This window comes from Stenotrophomonas cyclobalanopsidis (assembly GCF_008710035.1).
Classification (GTDB): Bacteria; Pseudomonadota; Gammaproteobacteria; order Xanthomonadales; family Xanthomonadaceae; genus Stenotrophomonas; species Stenotrophomonas cyclobalanopsidis.
Window position 1 is genome coordinate 42,797 of the sequence record NZ_VYKI01000018.1, and the last position, 13,787, is coordinate 56,583.

The following is a 13,787-nucleotide window of genomic DNA, read 5'->3' on the forward strand; positions in this document are numbered from 1 at the left end:
AGAGCCGAGCCCATGCTCGGCTCACGCGCCCCGCGCGGTTCCACCGCGGCCTGACCGGAGAGCAGCCGAGCATCGGCTCGGCTCTACACTGCGCCGCGATTCACACTAGGTGCTCCGCATGCGCGATCTTCCCGGTTACCCCGCCCACCCGCAGCGTTTCGAGGTCCGTCCCGGCCTGTCGATGAGCTATCTCGACGAAGGCCCGCGCGATGGCGAGGTGGTGGTGATGGTGCACGGCAACCCGTCGTGGAGCTATTACTGGCGCACGCTGGTGGCCGGCCTGTCGGACAAGTACCGCTGCATCGTGCCGGACCACATCGGCATGGGCCTGTCGGACAAGCCCGACGACCAGCGCTACGAGTACACCCTGCAGTCGCGCGTGGATGACCTGGAGGCGCTGCTGAAGCACCTGGCTATCACCGGCCCGGTCACCCTGGCCGTGCACGACTGGGGCGGCATGATCGGCTTCGGCTGGGCGCTGTCGCACCACGCGCAGGTGAAGCGCCTGGTGGTGCTCAACACCGCCGCGTTCCCGATGCCGGCGGCCAAGAAGATGCCGTGGCAGATCGGGCTGGGCCGCCACTGGAAGATCGGCGAGTGGATCATCCGCAGCTTCAACGCCTTCTCGTCCGGGGCCTCGTGGCTGGGCGTGGAGCGGAAGATGCCGGCCGACGTGCGCCGCGCCTACGTGTCGCCGTACAACAGCTACGCCAACCGCATCAGCACCATCCGCTTCATGCAGGACATCCCGCTGTCGCCGGCCGACAAGGCGTGGTCGCTGCTGGAGCGCGCCGGCCAGGCGCTTCCGTCCTTCGCCGACTGCCCGGCCTTCATCGGCTGGGGCCTGCGCGACTTCGTGTTCGACCACCACTTCCTGAAGGGCTTCCAGGCCGCGCTGCCGAAGGCCCAGGTGCATGCCTTCGAGGATGCCGGGCATTACGTGCTGGAAGACAAGCACGAAGTGCTGGTGCCGGAAATCCGCGCCTTCCTGGACGCGAACCCGCTGTAAGCGACCCGCGGCCGGCACTACCACTACGTCGCGATCCGGATGCGGGGTCGGATCCCTCTCGCAGAGAGGGCTCTGACCCTATCCAGGCCTCAGGCCGCGATCGGGTTGTTGTCGCCGCCTTCCCAGTCCGCCGCGGTCAGCGGGTCCAGGCCATAGGCGATGCGCGCCTTGTCGCACTGCGGGCTGGCCTTGCCGTACTCCCACGACGCATCCACCTCGCGGCACACGCTGGGCCGGTTGGGGTGGATGGTGCAGCGCGAATACACGCCGATCTGCGCGTCCAGCGCCACGCAGCGCACGGGCTTGGAGTGCGTGCCGCGCATGCACAGGCGGTGCGGGTCCAGCACTTCGGTCAGCTGGTGCGGCACGCCGCCGGGGGTGACCTCGTCCGATTCCATCCAGTGGAAGGCCACGCGGTACTGGGTGCAGCAGGCGCCGCAGGTCATGCAGGGATGTTGCATGGGCAAGCCGCCTCGGGCGGCAGTGGGAATCGGGAACGAGGCTGCGGATTTTCCACGAAGCGGGCGGCCGCGCAAGAAATTCCGTAAGCGGCGACAATGAACGGATGAACGAACCCTGCAATATCGCGGCGCGGCTGCCTGAACTGGCCCGCGAACGCCCTGACCAGATCGCCATCCGTTGCCCCGGCCGCCGCAGTGCCGGCAACGGCATGGCCGCCTACGACGTGACCCTGGATTACCGCCAGCTGGATGCCCGCAGCGACGCCATGGCCGCCGGCCTGGCCGGCTACGGCATCGGCCGCGGCGTGCGCACGGTGGTGATGGTGCGGCCCTCGCCGGAGTTCTTCCTGCTGATGTTCGCCCTGTTCAAGCTGGGCGCAGTGCCGGTGCTGGTCGACCCGGGCATCGACAAGCGCGCGCTGAAGCAGTGCCTGGACGCAGCGCAGCCGGAGGCCTTCATCGGCATCCCGCTGGCCCACGTGGCGCGGCTGGCGCTGCGCTGGGCGCCGTCGGCCACCCGCCTGGTCACCGTCGGCCGCCGCCTGGGCTGGGGCGGCACCACCCTGGCCGCGCTGGAGCGCGCCGGTGCCAGTGGCGGCCCGATGCTGGCCGCCACCGATGGCGAGGACATGGCCGCCATCCTGTTCACCAGCGGCTCCACCGGCGTGCCCAAGGGCGTGGTCTACCGCCACCGCCACTTCGTCGGCCAGATCCAGCTGCTGGGCAGCGCCTTCGGCATGGAGGCCGGCGGCGTCGACCTGCCGACCTTCCCGCCGTTCGCCCTGTTCGACCCGGCACTGGGGTTGACCTCGGTCATTCCGGACATGGACCCGACCCGGCCGGCGCAGGCCGACCCGGCGCGCCTGCACGATGCCATCCAGCGCTTCGGGGTGACCCAGCTGTTTGGTTCGCCGGCGCTGATGCGGGTGCTCGCCAAGCACGGCCGGCCGCTGCCGACGGTGCGCCGGGTGACCTCGGCCGGTGCGCCGGTGCCGCCGGACGTGGTGGCCACCATCCGCCGCCTGCTGCCCGTCGACGCGCAGTTCTGGACGCCCTACGGCGCCACCGAATGCCTGCCAGTGGCCGTGGTCGAAGGCCGCGAACTGGAGCGTACCCGCGCCGCCACCGAGGCTGGTGCCGGTACCTGCGTGGGCAGCGTGGTCGCGCCCAACGAAGTGCGCATCATCGCCATCGACGATGCGCCGCTGCCCGAGTGGTCGCAGGCGCGCGTGCTGGCCACCGGCGAGGTGGGCGAGATCACCGTGGCCGGGCCGACCGCCACCGATACCTACTTCAACCGCCCGCAGGCCACCGCTGCGGCGAAGATCCGCGAAACCCTGGCCGATGGCAGCACCCGCGTGGTCCATCGCATGGGCGACGTTGGCTACTTCGACGCGCAGGGCCGCCTGTGGTTCTGTGGACGCAAGACCCAGCGCGTGGAAACCGCGCGCGGACCGCTGTACACCGAGCAGCTCGAGCCGGTGTTCAACACCGTGCCCGGCGTGGCCCGCACCGCGCTGGTGGGCGTGGGTGCTGCCGGTGCGCAGGTGCCGGTGCTGTGCGTGGAGCTGCAGCGCGGCCAGTCCGACAGCCCGGCGCTGCAGCAGACCCTGCGCGCGCATGCGGCCGCCCACGCCGCCGACGCCGGCCTGCAGCGCTTCCTGGTGCATCCGGCCTTCCCCGTCGATATCCGTCACAACGCCAAGATCGGCCGCGAGAAGCTCGCCGTCTGGGCCCGCGCCCAATTGGAGAAGCGCGCATGAAGATCCTGGTCACCGGTGGTGGTGGTTTCCTTGGCCAGGCGCTGTGCCGCGGGCTGCTTGAACGTGGGCACCAGGTGCTGGCCTTCAACCGCAGCCACTACCCGGACCTGCAGGCGATGGGCGTGGGCCAGATCCGCGGCGACCTGGCCGATGCGCAGGCGGTGCTGCACGCCGTGGCCGGCGTCGACGCGGTGCTGCACAACGGCGCCAAGGCCGGTGCCTGGGGCAGCTACGACAGCTACCACCAGGCCAACGTGGTCGGCACCGACAATGTCATCGCCGCCTGCCGCGCACACGGCATCGGCAAGCTGGTCTACACGTCCACGCCAAGCGTGACCCACCGCGCCACCCATCCGGTGGAAGGGCTGGGGGCGGACGAAGTGCCTTACGGCGAGAACTTCCAGGCGCCGTATGCGGCGACCAAGGCGATTGCCGAACAGCGCGTGCTGGCGGCCAACGACGCCACGCTGGCCACCGTGGCGCTGCGCCCGCGGCTGATCTGGGGCCCGGGCGACCAGCAGCTGGTGCCGCGCCTGGCCCAGCGCGCCCGCCAGGGCCGCCTGCGCCTGGTCGGCGATGGCAGCAACAAGGTCGACACCACCTACATCGACAACGCCGCGCTGGCGCACTTCCTCGCCCTGGATGCGCTGGCGCCGGGCGCGGCGTGTGCCGGCAAGGCCTACTTCATTTCCAACGGCGAACCGCTGCCGATGCGCGAGCTGCTCAACAAGCTGCTGGCCGCGGTCGGCGCACCGGCGGTGGAAAAGACCCTCAGCTTCAAGTCGGCCTACCGCATCGGCGCGATCAGCGAGCGCCTGTGGCCGTTGCTGCGGCTGCCGGGCGAACCGCCGCTGACCCGCTTCCTGGCCGAACAGCTGTGCACGCCGCACTGGTACAGCATGGAACCGGCGCGCCGCGATTTCGGTTACGTGCCGCAGGTGAGCATCGAAGAAGGGCTGCGCCGACTAAAGGCCGCGTCGTGACGGCAGCGTCACGGCGCTGAAGGCTTCATCAGCCGAAGAGATCGCCGTCACCGGTTGCACACCGGCAGATCCGCAGGATGGACCCAACGCCACACCGGCCGGACCACCCGCGAGGAACTCCATGCTGCATTACGCCATCATCTTCTTTGTCATCGCCATCATCGCCGCCGTGCTCGGCTTCTCCGGTATTGCCGGTGCCGCCACGAACATCGCCTGGATCCTGTTTGTCGTCTTCCTGATCCTTGCGGTCATCTCGATGTTCCGCAAGCGCGGGTAAAGTCGAGCTTGCTCGACTGCTTTTCCCGCTTTCTCGTAGAGTCGAGCCATGCTCGACTGCCCAACACCAGTCGAGCGAGCTCGACTCTACGAGAGCGGGTCAAGCGGGTTACACCAGCGCCCGATCGGCCGCATGCCGTTCCAGCGCCAGTTCGATCAACTGCGTGATCAGGGCGGTATAGCCCAACCCGCTGGCGCCCCACAGTTTGGGGTACATGCTGATGCGGGTGAAGCCGGGCAGGGTGTTGATCTCGTTGATGACGATCTGCCCCTCCGCGGTGAGGAACACATCCACCCGCGCCATGCCCGCACACTCCAGGACCTGGTAAGCCTGCAGCGCGATCTGCTGGATACGCGCCTGTGCATCGCCATCGATTGCCGCCGGCACCACCACGTCCGCCCCATCGGGGTTGATGTACTTGGTGTCGTAGGCATAGAACTCGTCGTGCACCACCACCTCGCCGCAGACACTGGCCTGCGGCAGGTCGTTGCCGAGCACCGCGCACTCGATCTCGCGGCCGACCACAGCCGATTCCACCAGCACCTTGTGGTCATGCCGCAGCGCCAGCTGCAGCGCTTCGGCGAAATCACCGGCCTGCTTGACCTTGCTGACCCCCACCGACGACCCCTGGTTGGCCGGCTTGACGAACAGCGGAAGCCCCAGCTGTGCGATCAACGCCTGCACGTCCACGCTCTCCGCCTCGTGGCGACGGATGCACACCCACGGCGCCACCGGCAGCCCCGCATCGCGCAGCAGCCGTTTGGCGACGTCCTTGTCCATCGCCGCCGCCGAACCCAGCACCGGCGAACCGACGAAGGGCAGGTTGGCCATGCGCAGCAATCCCTGCAGCGCGCCATCCTCGCCCAGCGGCCCGTGCACGATGGGCAGCACCACATCGATCTGGCCCAGCGCGGTGGACGCATCCACCGGCTGCAGCTGCGCCTGCCCGGCACCGGGCCGCACCGCCAGCGCCATGCCCGAAGGGTGCAGCGCGATGCGCGCCGGATCATCGGCATTGATCAGGAAGGTATCGGGCTGGCTGAGGTGCCACTGGCCCTGCTTGTCGATGCCCACCAGCACCGGCTCGAAGCGCTCGCGATCGAGCGCATCGAGGACGTTCTTCGCCGACTGCAGCGACACTTCGTGCTCGGAGGACATGCCCCCGAAAATGATCCCGACCCGGGTCCGTGCCATGCGCGTTGTCCTGTGTAACAAGGCTACACAGCATGAACCGCCGTGCGGCACGGGGAAAGGTAGAGTCGACCGTTGGTCGACTGGCAGCCGCGGAAGGGCAGTCGACCAACGGTCGACTCTACCGCGGCAACCTGCCTGCATCCGCCCACCACCCACGCAGGTAGAATGCACCCATGGCTCTCTCCCTGCTCTCGTCCCTCAAGCCAGTCGCCGGCCGTGCCCTGCAGACCGCACTGAACCGCGCACTGGCGCTGGATCCGGATACCCGGCACGCCCTGGCCAGCCTCCACGGCCGCCACATCGACCTGACCCTGGACGCACCGTCGCTGGCGATGCGCATCAGCGTCGATGGCGACATGCTGCGCGTCGGCCCGGTGGATGCACAGGAAGCCGACCTGGCCGTGCGCAGCAGCCTGGCCGGCGTGCTCGCCCAGCTGCCGCTGCTGGCCAACGCCCGCCGCAGCAGCGACAACGGCAAGGGCCGCGTGCGCGTGGCCGGCGATGCCGAACTGGCGCGTCGCCTGCAGCAGCTGGCCAAGGGCTTCGACCCCGACTGGCAGCAGCCCTTCGTCAGCGTGTTCGGCGAGGTGCTCGGCGTGCAGGTCGCCAACACCCTGCGCAGCGCCCTGCAGCACGCGCGCAAGGGCGCCATCGATCTGGCCCACAGCGCCGCCGAATTCATCACCGAGGAGTCGCGCGACGTGGTCCCACGTGCCGAACTGGATGCCTTCCACGACGACGTGGACGTGTTGCGTGACGATGTCGAGCGCCTCGGCGCACGCGTGCAGCGCCTGCGGGGTGTCGCATGAAGGCGCTGCTGCGGGCCAACCGCATCGGCCGCATCATCCTGCGCTACCGCCTCGACGACCTGCTGCAGGGCACCCCGGCCGAGCGCTGGCTGCGCCTGGCCAAGCCGTTCGTGCCGCGTGCCTCGGCCGACATCGCCTCACAGTCGCGTGGCGCACGCCTGCGCTTGGCGCTGCAGGACCTCGGCCCGATCTTCGTCAAATTCGGCCAGATCCTGTCCACCCGCCGCGACCTGGTGCCGCCGGACGTGGCCAATGAACTGACCCTGCTGCAGGACCGGGTCAAGCCTTTCGATGGCGACGCCGCGCGCCGCATCGTTGAAGAAGCGCTGGGCCTGCCGGTCAGCGAAGCCTTCGCCAGCTTCGACACCGAGCCGCTGGCCTCGGCGTCGATCGCGCAGGTGCATGCCGCGACCCTCGCCGATGGCCGGCAGGTGGTGGTGAAGGTGCTGCGCCCGGGCATCGAGAAGCAGATCGACGCCGACATCGCCCTGCTCAATTCGCTGGCCGCGCTGGTCGAGCGCACCCACCCGCGCGCCGACAAGATCCGCCCGCGCGAAGTGGTGGCCGAGGTCGAGAACACTCTGGCCGCCGAACTGGACCTGCAGCGCGAAGGCGCCAATGCCAGCGTACTGCGCCGTTTCTGGGAAAACAGCGACGACCTGTACGTGCCGGAAGTGATCTGGAGCCACACCGCCGAGCGCGCGCTGACCCTGGAGCGGGTGTGGGGCATTCCCTCCGATGACATCGCCGCGCTGGACAAGGCCGGCATCGACCGCAAGGCGCTGGCCGCCAAGGGCGTGCGGGTGTTCTACACCCAGGTGTTCCGCGACAACTTCTTCCACGCCGATGCGCACGCCGGCAACATCTGGGTCGACACCGATCCGGCGCGCCGCGACAACCCGCGCTTCATCGCGCTGGACTTCGGCATCATGGGCCAGCTCTCGCAGGAAGATCAGTACTACCTGGCCGAGAACTTCATGGCCATCTTCAACCGCGATTACCGCCGCATCGCCGAACTGCACGTGCAGGCGCGCTGGATGCCGGACAACGTGCGCATCGACGACCTGGAAGCAGCGGTGCGGTCGGTGTGCGAACCGTACTTCACCCGCCCGCTGTCGCAGATCTCGCTGGCCGAGGTGCTGCTGAAGCTGTTCCGGGTGGCCCAGCGCTACCAGCTCACCCTGCAGCCGCAGCTGATCCTGCTGCAGAAGACCCTGTTGAACATCGAAGGCGTGGGCCGCCAGCTGGATCCGCAGATCGACATCTGGGCGGTGGCCAAGCCGGTGCTGGCGAAGATCCTGCGCGAGCGCTACAGCCCGCGCCGGGTCGTACGCGAGATCGGCAAGCGCCTGCCGGAAATCATGACCCACGCGCCGGACATGCCGCGCCTGGTGCATGCCTGGCTGACCCAGCAGGTGGAAGGCCGCCACGAACTGGCGATGCGCTCGCGTGACCTGGTCACCCTCGATGCCAGCCTGCAGCGCCTGCAGAAGCGCGCGGTCGGCGCCATCACCGGCGTCGGCATGCTGGCCATCGCCACGCTGATGTACGTGCTGCAGCCGCCGGGCTGGTACTGGGGCGACCTGCCGGTGCTGAGCCTGGGTGCGGCCGCGGTGGGTGCCTTCGCCCTGGCCCGCGCGTGGTGGCGATGAGTACGGCGCTGCAGGCGCTGAAGGGCGAACTGGCCCGCCACGGCGCGGCCAACGATGCGCGCGAGACCGAGCGCGGCCGGCGCATGCTGAACATCACCGCCGACACGGGTGAGCTGCTGTCGGTGCTGGTGCGCTTCGGCCAGGCGCGGCGGGTGCTGGAAATCGGCACCTCCAATGGATATTCCACGCTATGGCTGGCTGAAGCCGCCGCAGCCATCAATGGCCACGTCACCACGCTGGAGTACGCCGCCGACAAGATCGCGCTGGCGCAGGCGAATTTCGAACGCAGCGGCCTGGCCGGGTGCATCCACCTGGTGCACGGTGATGCGGGGCAATGGCTGGCCAGCGCCGCCGATGCCAGCATCGACCTGCTGTTCCTCGATTCGGACCGCGAACAGTACGCCGGCTGGTGGCCGCAGCTGCGTCGCGTGCTGCGCCCCGGCGGCATGCTGGTGGTCGACAACGCCACCTCGCACGCCGCCCAGATGGAACCGCTGCGCGCGCTGCTGGATGCCGACGCGGACGTCAGCACCAGCCTGGTACCGGTGGGCAACGGCGAACTGCTGGCCGTGCGCAACAGCTGAGCACCCCTTTGTAGAGCCGAGCCCATGCTCGGCTGCTTCTTGGCAGCCGAGCATGGGCTCGGCTCTACAGGGGAGGGGGCGCCCTTATAATCGCGCGGTGAGCACCGAACCTGACACCCTCGCCGCGGTCGAGATCGAAACCGCCCCCCTGCAGCTGCTGCACCTGGACGAGCGTCTGGCCGTGGTCAACAAGCCGGCCGGTCTGATGGTCCATGACAGCAAGCTGGCCCGTGGCGAAGACGATTTCCTCGCCGATCGCCTGCGCGAGCAGTTGGGCCGGCCGATCTTCCTGGTGCACCGCCTGGACCGCGCCACCAGCGGCTGCCTGCTGCTGGCCTTCGATCGCGAGACCGCCAGCGTGCTGGGCAAGGCGCTGATGGGCGGCGAGGTGAGCAAGGATTACCTGGCCATCTGCCGTGGTTGGCCGGCCGAGGAGGCCTGGCAGGTCGACCATGACCTGGACGGCGGCCCCGGCAAGCCGGTGAAGAAGCCAGCGGTGACCGATTTCCAGCGCTTGGCCACCGGCGAACTGTCGGTGCCGGTGGGCGACTTCGCCAGTTCGCGCTATGCGCTGCTGCGCTGCCAGCCGCAGACCGGCCGCTTCCGGCAGATCCGTCGCCACCTCAAGCACCTCTCGCATCACCTGATCGGCGATACCAGCCACGGTGATGGCCGCCACAACCGCAATTTCCGCATGCAGGGCGTGCACCGCATGCTGCTGCACGCCGAACGCCTGCGTTTCCCGCACCCCGGCGGCACAGTGGACGTGCGCGCGCCGGTGGACGATGAATTCCGGAAGGCCCTGGATCTGTTCGGCTGGCAGGTCGCCTGACGTTCCCGGGGTCGCGTGCGGGGTCGGATCCCTTTCCTGCAGGGAAAGGGCTCCGACCCCATCCAGCCGAAACGGCCGCGCTGCGCGCTCGCCGGGCATGGCCCGGCGCTACCGCCTCACTTGGTTTCCGGCTCGTTGAGGATCGCCTGCATGTCCTTCTCCAGGTCGGCCATCAGCGGCTTCATCTTTTCCTGGATGGCGATCATCACGTTCTGCATCAGCAGCGGGGTCTTGTCCAGCAGGCTCTGCCCGGCCGAGCTCTCGTAGAACTCGGCCATCGCCAGCACGTCTTCCTTGCTGAAGCTCTTCTTGTAGAGATCCACGTACATCGGCCGCAGCTGCTGCCAGGACAGCGCCTTGGTCAGGGTGGCGGTGGTGCGCTGCTGCATGCGCTGCAGCTGTTCGGTCTGCTGCGGGGTCAGCTGGCGCTGCTGCGCGATGTCCTCGAACTGCTGGCGCTGCATCGTCTCCAGCTGCGGCAGCATGCCGTCCAGCATGCTCTGCGCACGCGAGGCGGCCAGCAGGCGGTTGATGTCGGCGTCGGTGGGCGCCGCGGCCAGGGCCGGCGCGCTGGCCGCTGCCAGTGCCAGCAGCAGCACGGTACGGCGCAGGACGGTGGACAGGGCGGGAATGAAGCGGGTCATGCGAAGCTTCCTGCGGTACATGGGATGGCCAGCATACCCGCTGCACAGGCGAAGGCGACGTGTTCGGTGCCTGATCGGCGGCATACGGCGCGCGATGACGGCCACGGCAACGCCGCTGCCGCTACAATGCGCGGATGGGCAGTGGACCGGTCACCATCAGCGCGCAGCTTGAAATCCCCGACGGCGAGATCGTCGAGCGGTTCGTGCGTGCCAGTGGTGCCGGCGGGCAGAACGTCAACAAGGTTTCCACTGCGGTGGAACTGCGTTTCGACGTGGCCAACTCGCCCTCGTTGCCCGACCCGTTGCGTGAGCGCCTGCTGGCGCGGCGCGACCGGCGGATGACCGGCGAAGGCGTGCTGGTCATCGACGCGCAACGGTTCCGGACCCAGGATCGCAATCGCGAGGATGCGCGCGAGCGGCTGGCGGCCTTCATCCAGGCCGGGTTGAGCGTGCCCAAACCACGCAAGGCCACCAAGCCGACCCACGGGTCGAAACTGCGTCGTCTGGACGCCAAACGCGGGCGCGCGCAGATCAAGCGCGGTCGCTCATCACGTGACTGGGAGTGATTGCTTGAACAAGCCGACTTCATTGCTGCCGGCCGTGCCGCCGCAGATGCCGCAGGTCAAACCCAACGCCTTCCTGCGCTGGCTGGCACGCTGCACCCTGCGTGTGGGGGGCTGGAAGGTGGTCGGCACCCTGCCCAACGTTCCCAGGGTGGTCTTCATCATCGCCCCGCATTCGTCCAACTGGGATGGCCTGTGGGGCATGGCGGCCAAGATCGCGCTGGGCATGAAGGTGAAGGTGCTGGGCAAGGCCTCGCTGTTCTGGTGGCCGCTGGGCCCCCTGCTGCACACGCTGGGCGTGATCCCGCTGGACCGCAGCGCGCCGCAGGGCACCGTCGGCCAGGCCGTGGACCTGCTGCGCAACAACGAGAAGATGTGGTTTGCCATTACCCCCGAAGGCACCCGCAAGGCCGTGAAGGACTGGAAGGCCGGCTTCCTGAAGATCGCGCGGATGGCCGACGTGCCGATCCTGGCCGCCTATTTCCACTACCCGGAAAAAACCATCGGCATCGGCCCGCTGTTCCAGCCGACCGGCGATGATGCCGCCGACATGGCCGCCATCCGTGAGTTCTACCGGCCCTGGATGGGCAAGACCCGCGGCACGGTCTGAGCCGGCCACGGCCGGCAACCGAGGCGCCATGTCCGGCACATGCCGGGCGAGCGCGACAGGAGTAGGGTGGAGGGCTGGTATCCCATACCGTCCGCCCAAGGAGCGTTTTACATGTCGCGTACCGTAGTCCTGGCCGCCGCCATCAGCCTGGCGCTGGCGGCCTGTTCCGGCAAGGAGTCCACCCCCGTGTCCGAAGCACAGAAAGCCCCGGCCCAGCAGCCGGCCGAAGCCTCCACCAACCCGCTGCTGAGCGCCAGCACGCTGCCGTTCCAGGCGCCGCAGTTCGACAAGATCAAGGACAGCGACTACACGCCGGCCTTCGAAGAAGGCATGCGCCAGCATCTGGCCGAAGTCCGCAAGATCGCCGACAACGCCGAGCCGGCCACCTTCGACAACACCATCGTGGCGATGGAGCGCAGCGGCGAGACCCTGAACCGCGTGTCGCGCATCTTCTTCGGCCTGGTCCAGGCCGATGGCACCGAAGCGCGCCAGAAGATCCAGGAAGACATCGCCCCGAAGCTGGCCGCGCACCAGGACGAGATCAACCTCGACCCGAAGCTGTTCGTCCGCGTGAAGTCGCTGTACGACCAGCGTGACACGCTGGAGCTGGACCCGGTGCAGAAGCGCCTGGTCGAGCATTACTACGACGGTCTGGTGCGCGCTGGCGCGCAGCTGTCCGACGCCGACAAGGCGAGCCTGCGCAAGCTCAACGTGGAAGAGACCACCCTCTCCACCCAGTTCCACACCCGCCTGGTGGCCGCGACCGCCGCTGCGGCCGTGGTCGTCGACGACAAGGCCAAGCTGGCTGGACTGGATGAGAACGCGATCAACAACGCGGCCAACGCCGCCAAGGATCGCAAGCTGGATGGCAAGTTCGTGCTGCCGCTGCAGAACACCACGCAGCAGCCGGTGCTCGGTTCGCTGAGCGACCGCGACCAGCGCGCTGCCGTGCTGAAGGCCTCGGAAACCCGTGCCGAGCGTGGCGACAAGAACGACACCCGCGAGACCGTGCAGCGCCTGGCCCAGCTGCGTGCGCAGAAGGCCAAGCTGCTTGGCTTCGAGACCTTCGCCGACTACCAGCTGGGCGACCAGATGGCCAAGACCCCGGCTGCGGCGCTGAAGCTGCTGACCGACACCGTGCCGGCCGCCACCGCCAAGGCCCGTGCCGAAGCTGGTGAGATCCAGAAGGTGATCAACGCCCAGAAGGGTGGCTTCCAGGTTGCCGCTTCGGATTGGGACTTCTACGCCGAGCAGGTGCGCAAGGCCAAGTACGACCTGGACGAATCGCAGGTCAAGCCGTACTTCGAACTGGACAACGTGCTGCAGAACGGCGTCTTCTACGCCGCCACCCAGCTGTACGGCATCACCTTCAAGCCGCGCACCGACATTCCGACCTACAACCCGGACATGAAGGTGTACGAAGTGTTCGACAAGGACGGCACCTCGCTGGCCCTGTTCTACACCGACTACTTCAAGCGTGACACCAAGTCCGGCGGCGCCTGGATGGACGTGTTCGTCGAGCAGGACGGCCTGACCGGTGCCAAGCCGGTGGTCTACAACGTCTGCAACTTCACCAAGCCGGCCGATGGCCAGCCTGCGCTGATCAGCTTCGACGACGTCACCACCATGTTCCATGAGTTCGGCCACGCCCTGCATGGCATGTTCTCGAACGTGAAGTACCCGTCGATCGCCGGCACCGCTACCTCGCGCGATTTCGTCGAGTTCCCCTCGCAGTTCAACGAGCACTGGGCGCTGGACCCGAAGGTCTTCGCCCACTACGCCAAGCACTACAAGACCGGCGAAGCGATGCCGCAGGAACTGGTCGACAAGATCCTCAAGGCACGCAGCTTCAACCAGGGCTACGCGACCACCGAGTACCTGTCGGCCGCACTGCTTGACCTGGCCTGGCACACGCAGAAGGCCGATGCCCCGCTGCAGGATGTGGGCGCCTTCGAAGCCAGCGCGCTGAAGAAGTTCAAGGTCGACCTGCCGCAGGTGCCGCCGCGTTACCGCACCACCTACTTCGACCACATCTGGGGCGGCGGCTACTCGGCCGGTTACTACGCCTACTTCTGGGCCGAAGTGCTGGACCATGACGCCTACCAGTGGTTCACCGAACACGGTGGCCTGACGGCGGCCAACGGCCAGGAGTTCCGCGACAAGATCCTCTCGCGCGGCAACAGCGTGGAACTGTCGACCCTGTACCGCGATTTCCGCGGCAAGGACCCGTCGGTGGAACCGCTGCTGAAGTTCCGCGGGCTGAAATAAGAAATAGAAAACGGCGGGGGCAACCCCGCCGTTTTTCTTTGTGTAGAGTCGAGCCATGCTCGACTGGCCGTTGTGTAGAGTCGAGCCATGCTCGACTGCTTTTCCAGCGCAGTCGAGCATGGCTCGACTCTACAGAAG

Annotated in this window: 14 protein-coding genes; 11 read left to right on the forward strand and 3 right to left on the reverse strand. The window is 68.0% G+C overall.

Annotated features, from left to right (window positions below; genetic code table 11):
- Positions 1-118: 118 nt before the first annotated feature.
- A complete protein-coding gene (locus FJU31_RS13820; protein WP_150455265.1) occupies positions 119-1,009 on the forward strand; it encodes an alpha/beta fold hydrolase in 891 nt (296 codons plus the stop codon).
- Positions 1,010-1,098: 89 nt separating this feature from the next.
- On the opposite strand, the gene FJU31_RS13825 is transcribed toward FJU31_RS13820, so the two are convergent.
- A complete protein-coding gene (locus FJU31_RS13825; RefSeq protein WP_108767324.1) occupies positions 1,099-1,470 on the reverse strand; it encodes a YkgJ family cysteine cluster protein in 372 nt (123 codons plus the stop codon).
- 104 nt (positions 1,471-1,574) lie between these two features.
- Between FJU31_RS13825 and oleC the strand changes: the two genes are divergently transcribed.
- From oleC to FJU31_RS13840, 3 genes are all read left to right on the forward strand, one after another.
- Positions 1,575-3,233 (forward strand): olefin beta-lactone synthetase, encoded by a 1,659-nt coding sequence (oleC, locus tag FJU31_RS13830; protein WP_150455266.1) that lies wholly within the window; start codon positions 1,575-1,577, stop codon positions 3,231-3,233.
- Positions 3,230-4,216 (forward strand): 2-alkyl-3-oxoalkanoate reductase, encoded by a 987-nt coding sequence (gene oleD / locus FJU31_RS13835; RefSeq protein ID WP_150455267.1) that lies wholly within the window; start codon positions 3,230-3,232, stop codon positions 4,214-4,216. The genes oleC and oleD overlap by 4 nt, the downstream gene beginning before the upstream one ends.
- 121 nt (positions 4,217-4,337) lie before the next feature.
- Positions 4,338-4,493, forward strand: a complete 156-nt coding sequence (locus tag FJU31_RS13840) for a DUF1328 domain-containing protein (protein ID WP_005407633.1) — start codon at positions 4,338-4,340, stop codon at positions 4,491-4,493.
- A 108-nt stretch (positions 4,494-4,601) separates the two neighbouring features.
- Here FJU31_RS13840 and ddlA read toward each other — a convergent pair whose 3' ends face one another.
- The gene (ddlA, locus tag FJU31_RS13845) at positions 4,602-5,687 is read right to left on the reverse strand and encodes a D-alanine--D-alanine ligase (RefSeq protein WP_150455268.1); all 1,086 of its coding nucleotides are present in this window, start codon (positions 5,685-5,687) and stop codon (positions 4,602-4,604) included.
- Positions 5,688-5,860: 173 nt separating this feature from the next.
- Between ddlA and FJU31_RS13850 the strand changes: the two genes are divergently transcribed.
- The 4 genes from FJU31_RS13850 (at position 5,861) to FJU31_RS13865 (ending at position 9,564) form a co-directional block, all read left to right on the forward strand.
- Positions 5,861-6,496 carry a ubiquinone biosynthesis accessory factor UbiJ gene (locus FJU31_RS13850; RefSeq protein ID WP_150455269.1) on the forward strand — a complete coding sequence of 212 codons (636 nt, stop codon included), beginning with the start codon at positions 5,861-5,863 and terminating at the stop codon, positions 6,494-6,496.
- The gene (gene ubiB / locus FJU31_RS13855) at positions 6,493-8,148 is read left to right on the forward strand and encodes a ubiquinone biosynthesis regulatory protein kinase UbiB (protein ID WP_150455270.1); all 1,656 of its coding nucleotides are present in this window, start codon (positions 6,493-6,495) and stop codon (positions 8,146-8,148) included. The genes FJU31_RS13850 and ubiB overlap by 4 nt, the downstream gene beginning before the upstream one ends.
- Entirely contained in the window at positions 8,145-8,732 is a 588-nt protein-coding gene (locus FJU31_RS13860) for an O-methyltransferase (RefSeq protein WP_150455271.1), read from the forward strand. Before ubiB ends, FJU31_RS13860 begins: the two co-directional genes overlap by 4 nt.
- Positions 8,733-8,829: 97 nt before the next feature.
- On the forward strand, positions 8,830-9,564 hold the full coding sequence (locus tag FJU31_RS13865) for a pseudouridine synthase (protein WP_150455272.1): 735 nt from the start codon (positions 8,830-8,832) through the stop codon (positions 9,562-9,564).
- 116 nt (positions 9,565-9,680) lie between these two features.
- Here the strand turns inward: FJU31_RS13865 and FJU31_RS13870 are convergent, their stop codons facing one another.
- Complete coding sequence (locus tag FJU31_RS13870; protein WP_150455273.1) at positions 9,681-10,208, reverse strand: DUF2059 domain-containing protein; 528 nt, start codon at positions 10,206-10,208, stop codon at positions 9,681-9,683.
- Between the two features lie 134 nt (positions 10,209-10,342).
- Here FJU31_RS13870 and arfB point away from each other — a divergent pair, with 134 nt between their 5' ends.
- The 3 genes from arfB to dcp all read left to right on the forward strand — a co-directional run bounded on the left by arfB (position 10,343) and on the right by dcp (position 13,649).
- The gene (arfB, locus tag FJU31_RS13875) at positions 10,343-10,774 is read left to right on the forward strand and encodes an alternative ribosome rescue aminoacyl-tRNA hydrolase ArfB (RefSeq protein WP_108767332.1); all 432 of its coding nucleotides are present in this window, start codon (positions 10,343-10,345) and stop codon (positions 10,772-10,774) included.
- Between the two features lie 4 nt (positions 10,775-10,778).
- Positions 10,779-11,381, forward strand: coding sequence for a lysophospholipid acyltransferase family protein (locus tag FJU31_RS13880; RefSeq protein ID WP_150455274.1), 603 nt, complete (start codon positions 10,779-10,781; stop codon positions 11,379-11,381).
- A 111-nt stretch (positions 11,382-11,492) separates the two neighbouring features.
- The gene (gene dcp / locus FJU31_RS13885) at positions 11,493-13,649 is read left to right on the forward strand and encodes a peptidyl-dipeptidase Dcp (protein ID WP_150455275.1); all 2,157 of its coding nucleotides are present in this window, start codon (positions 11,493-11,495) and stop codon (positions 13,647-13,649) included.
- Positions 13,650-13,787 lie beyond the last annotated feature (138 nt).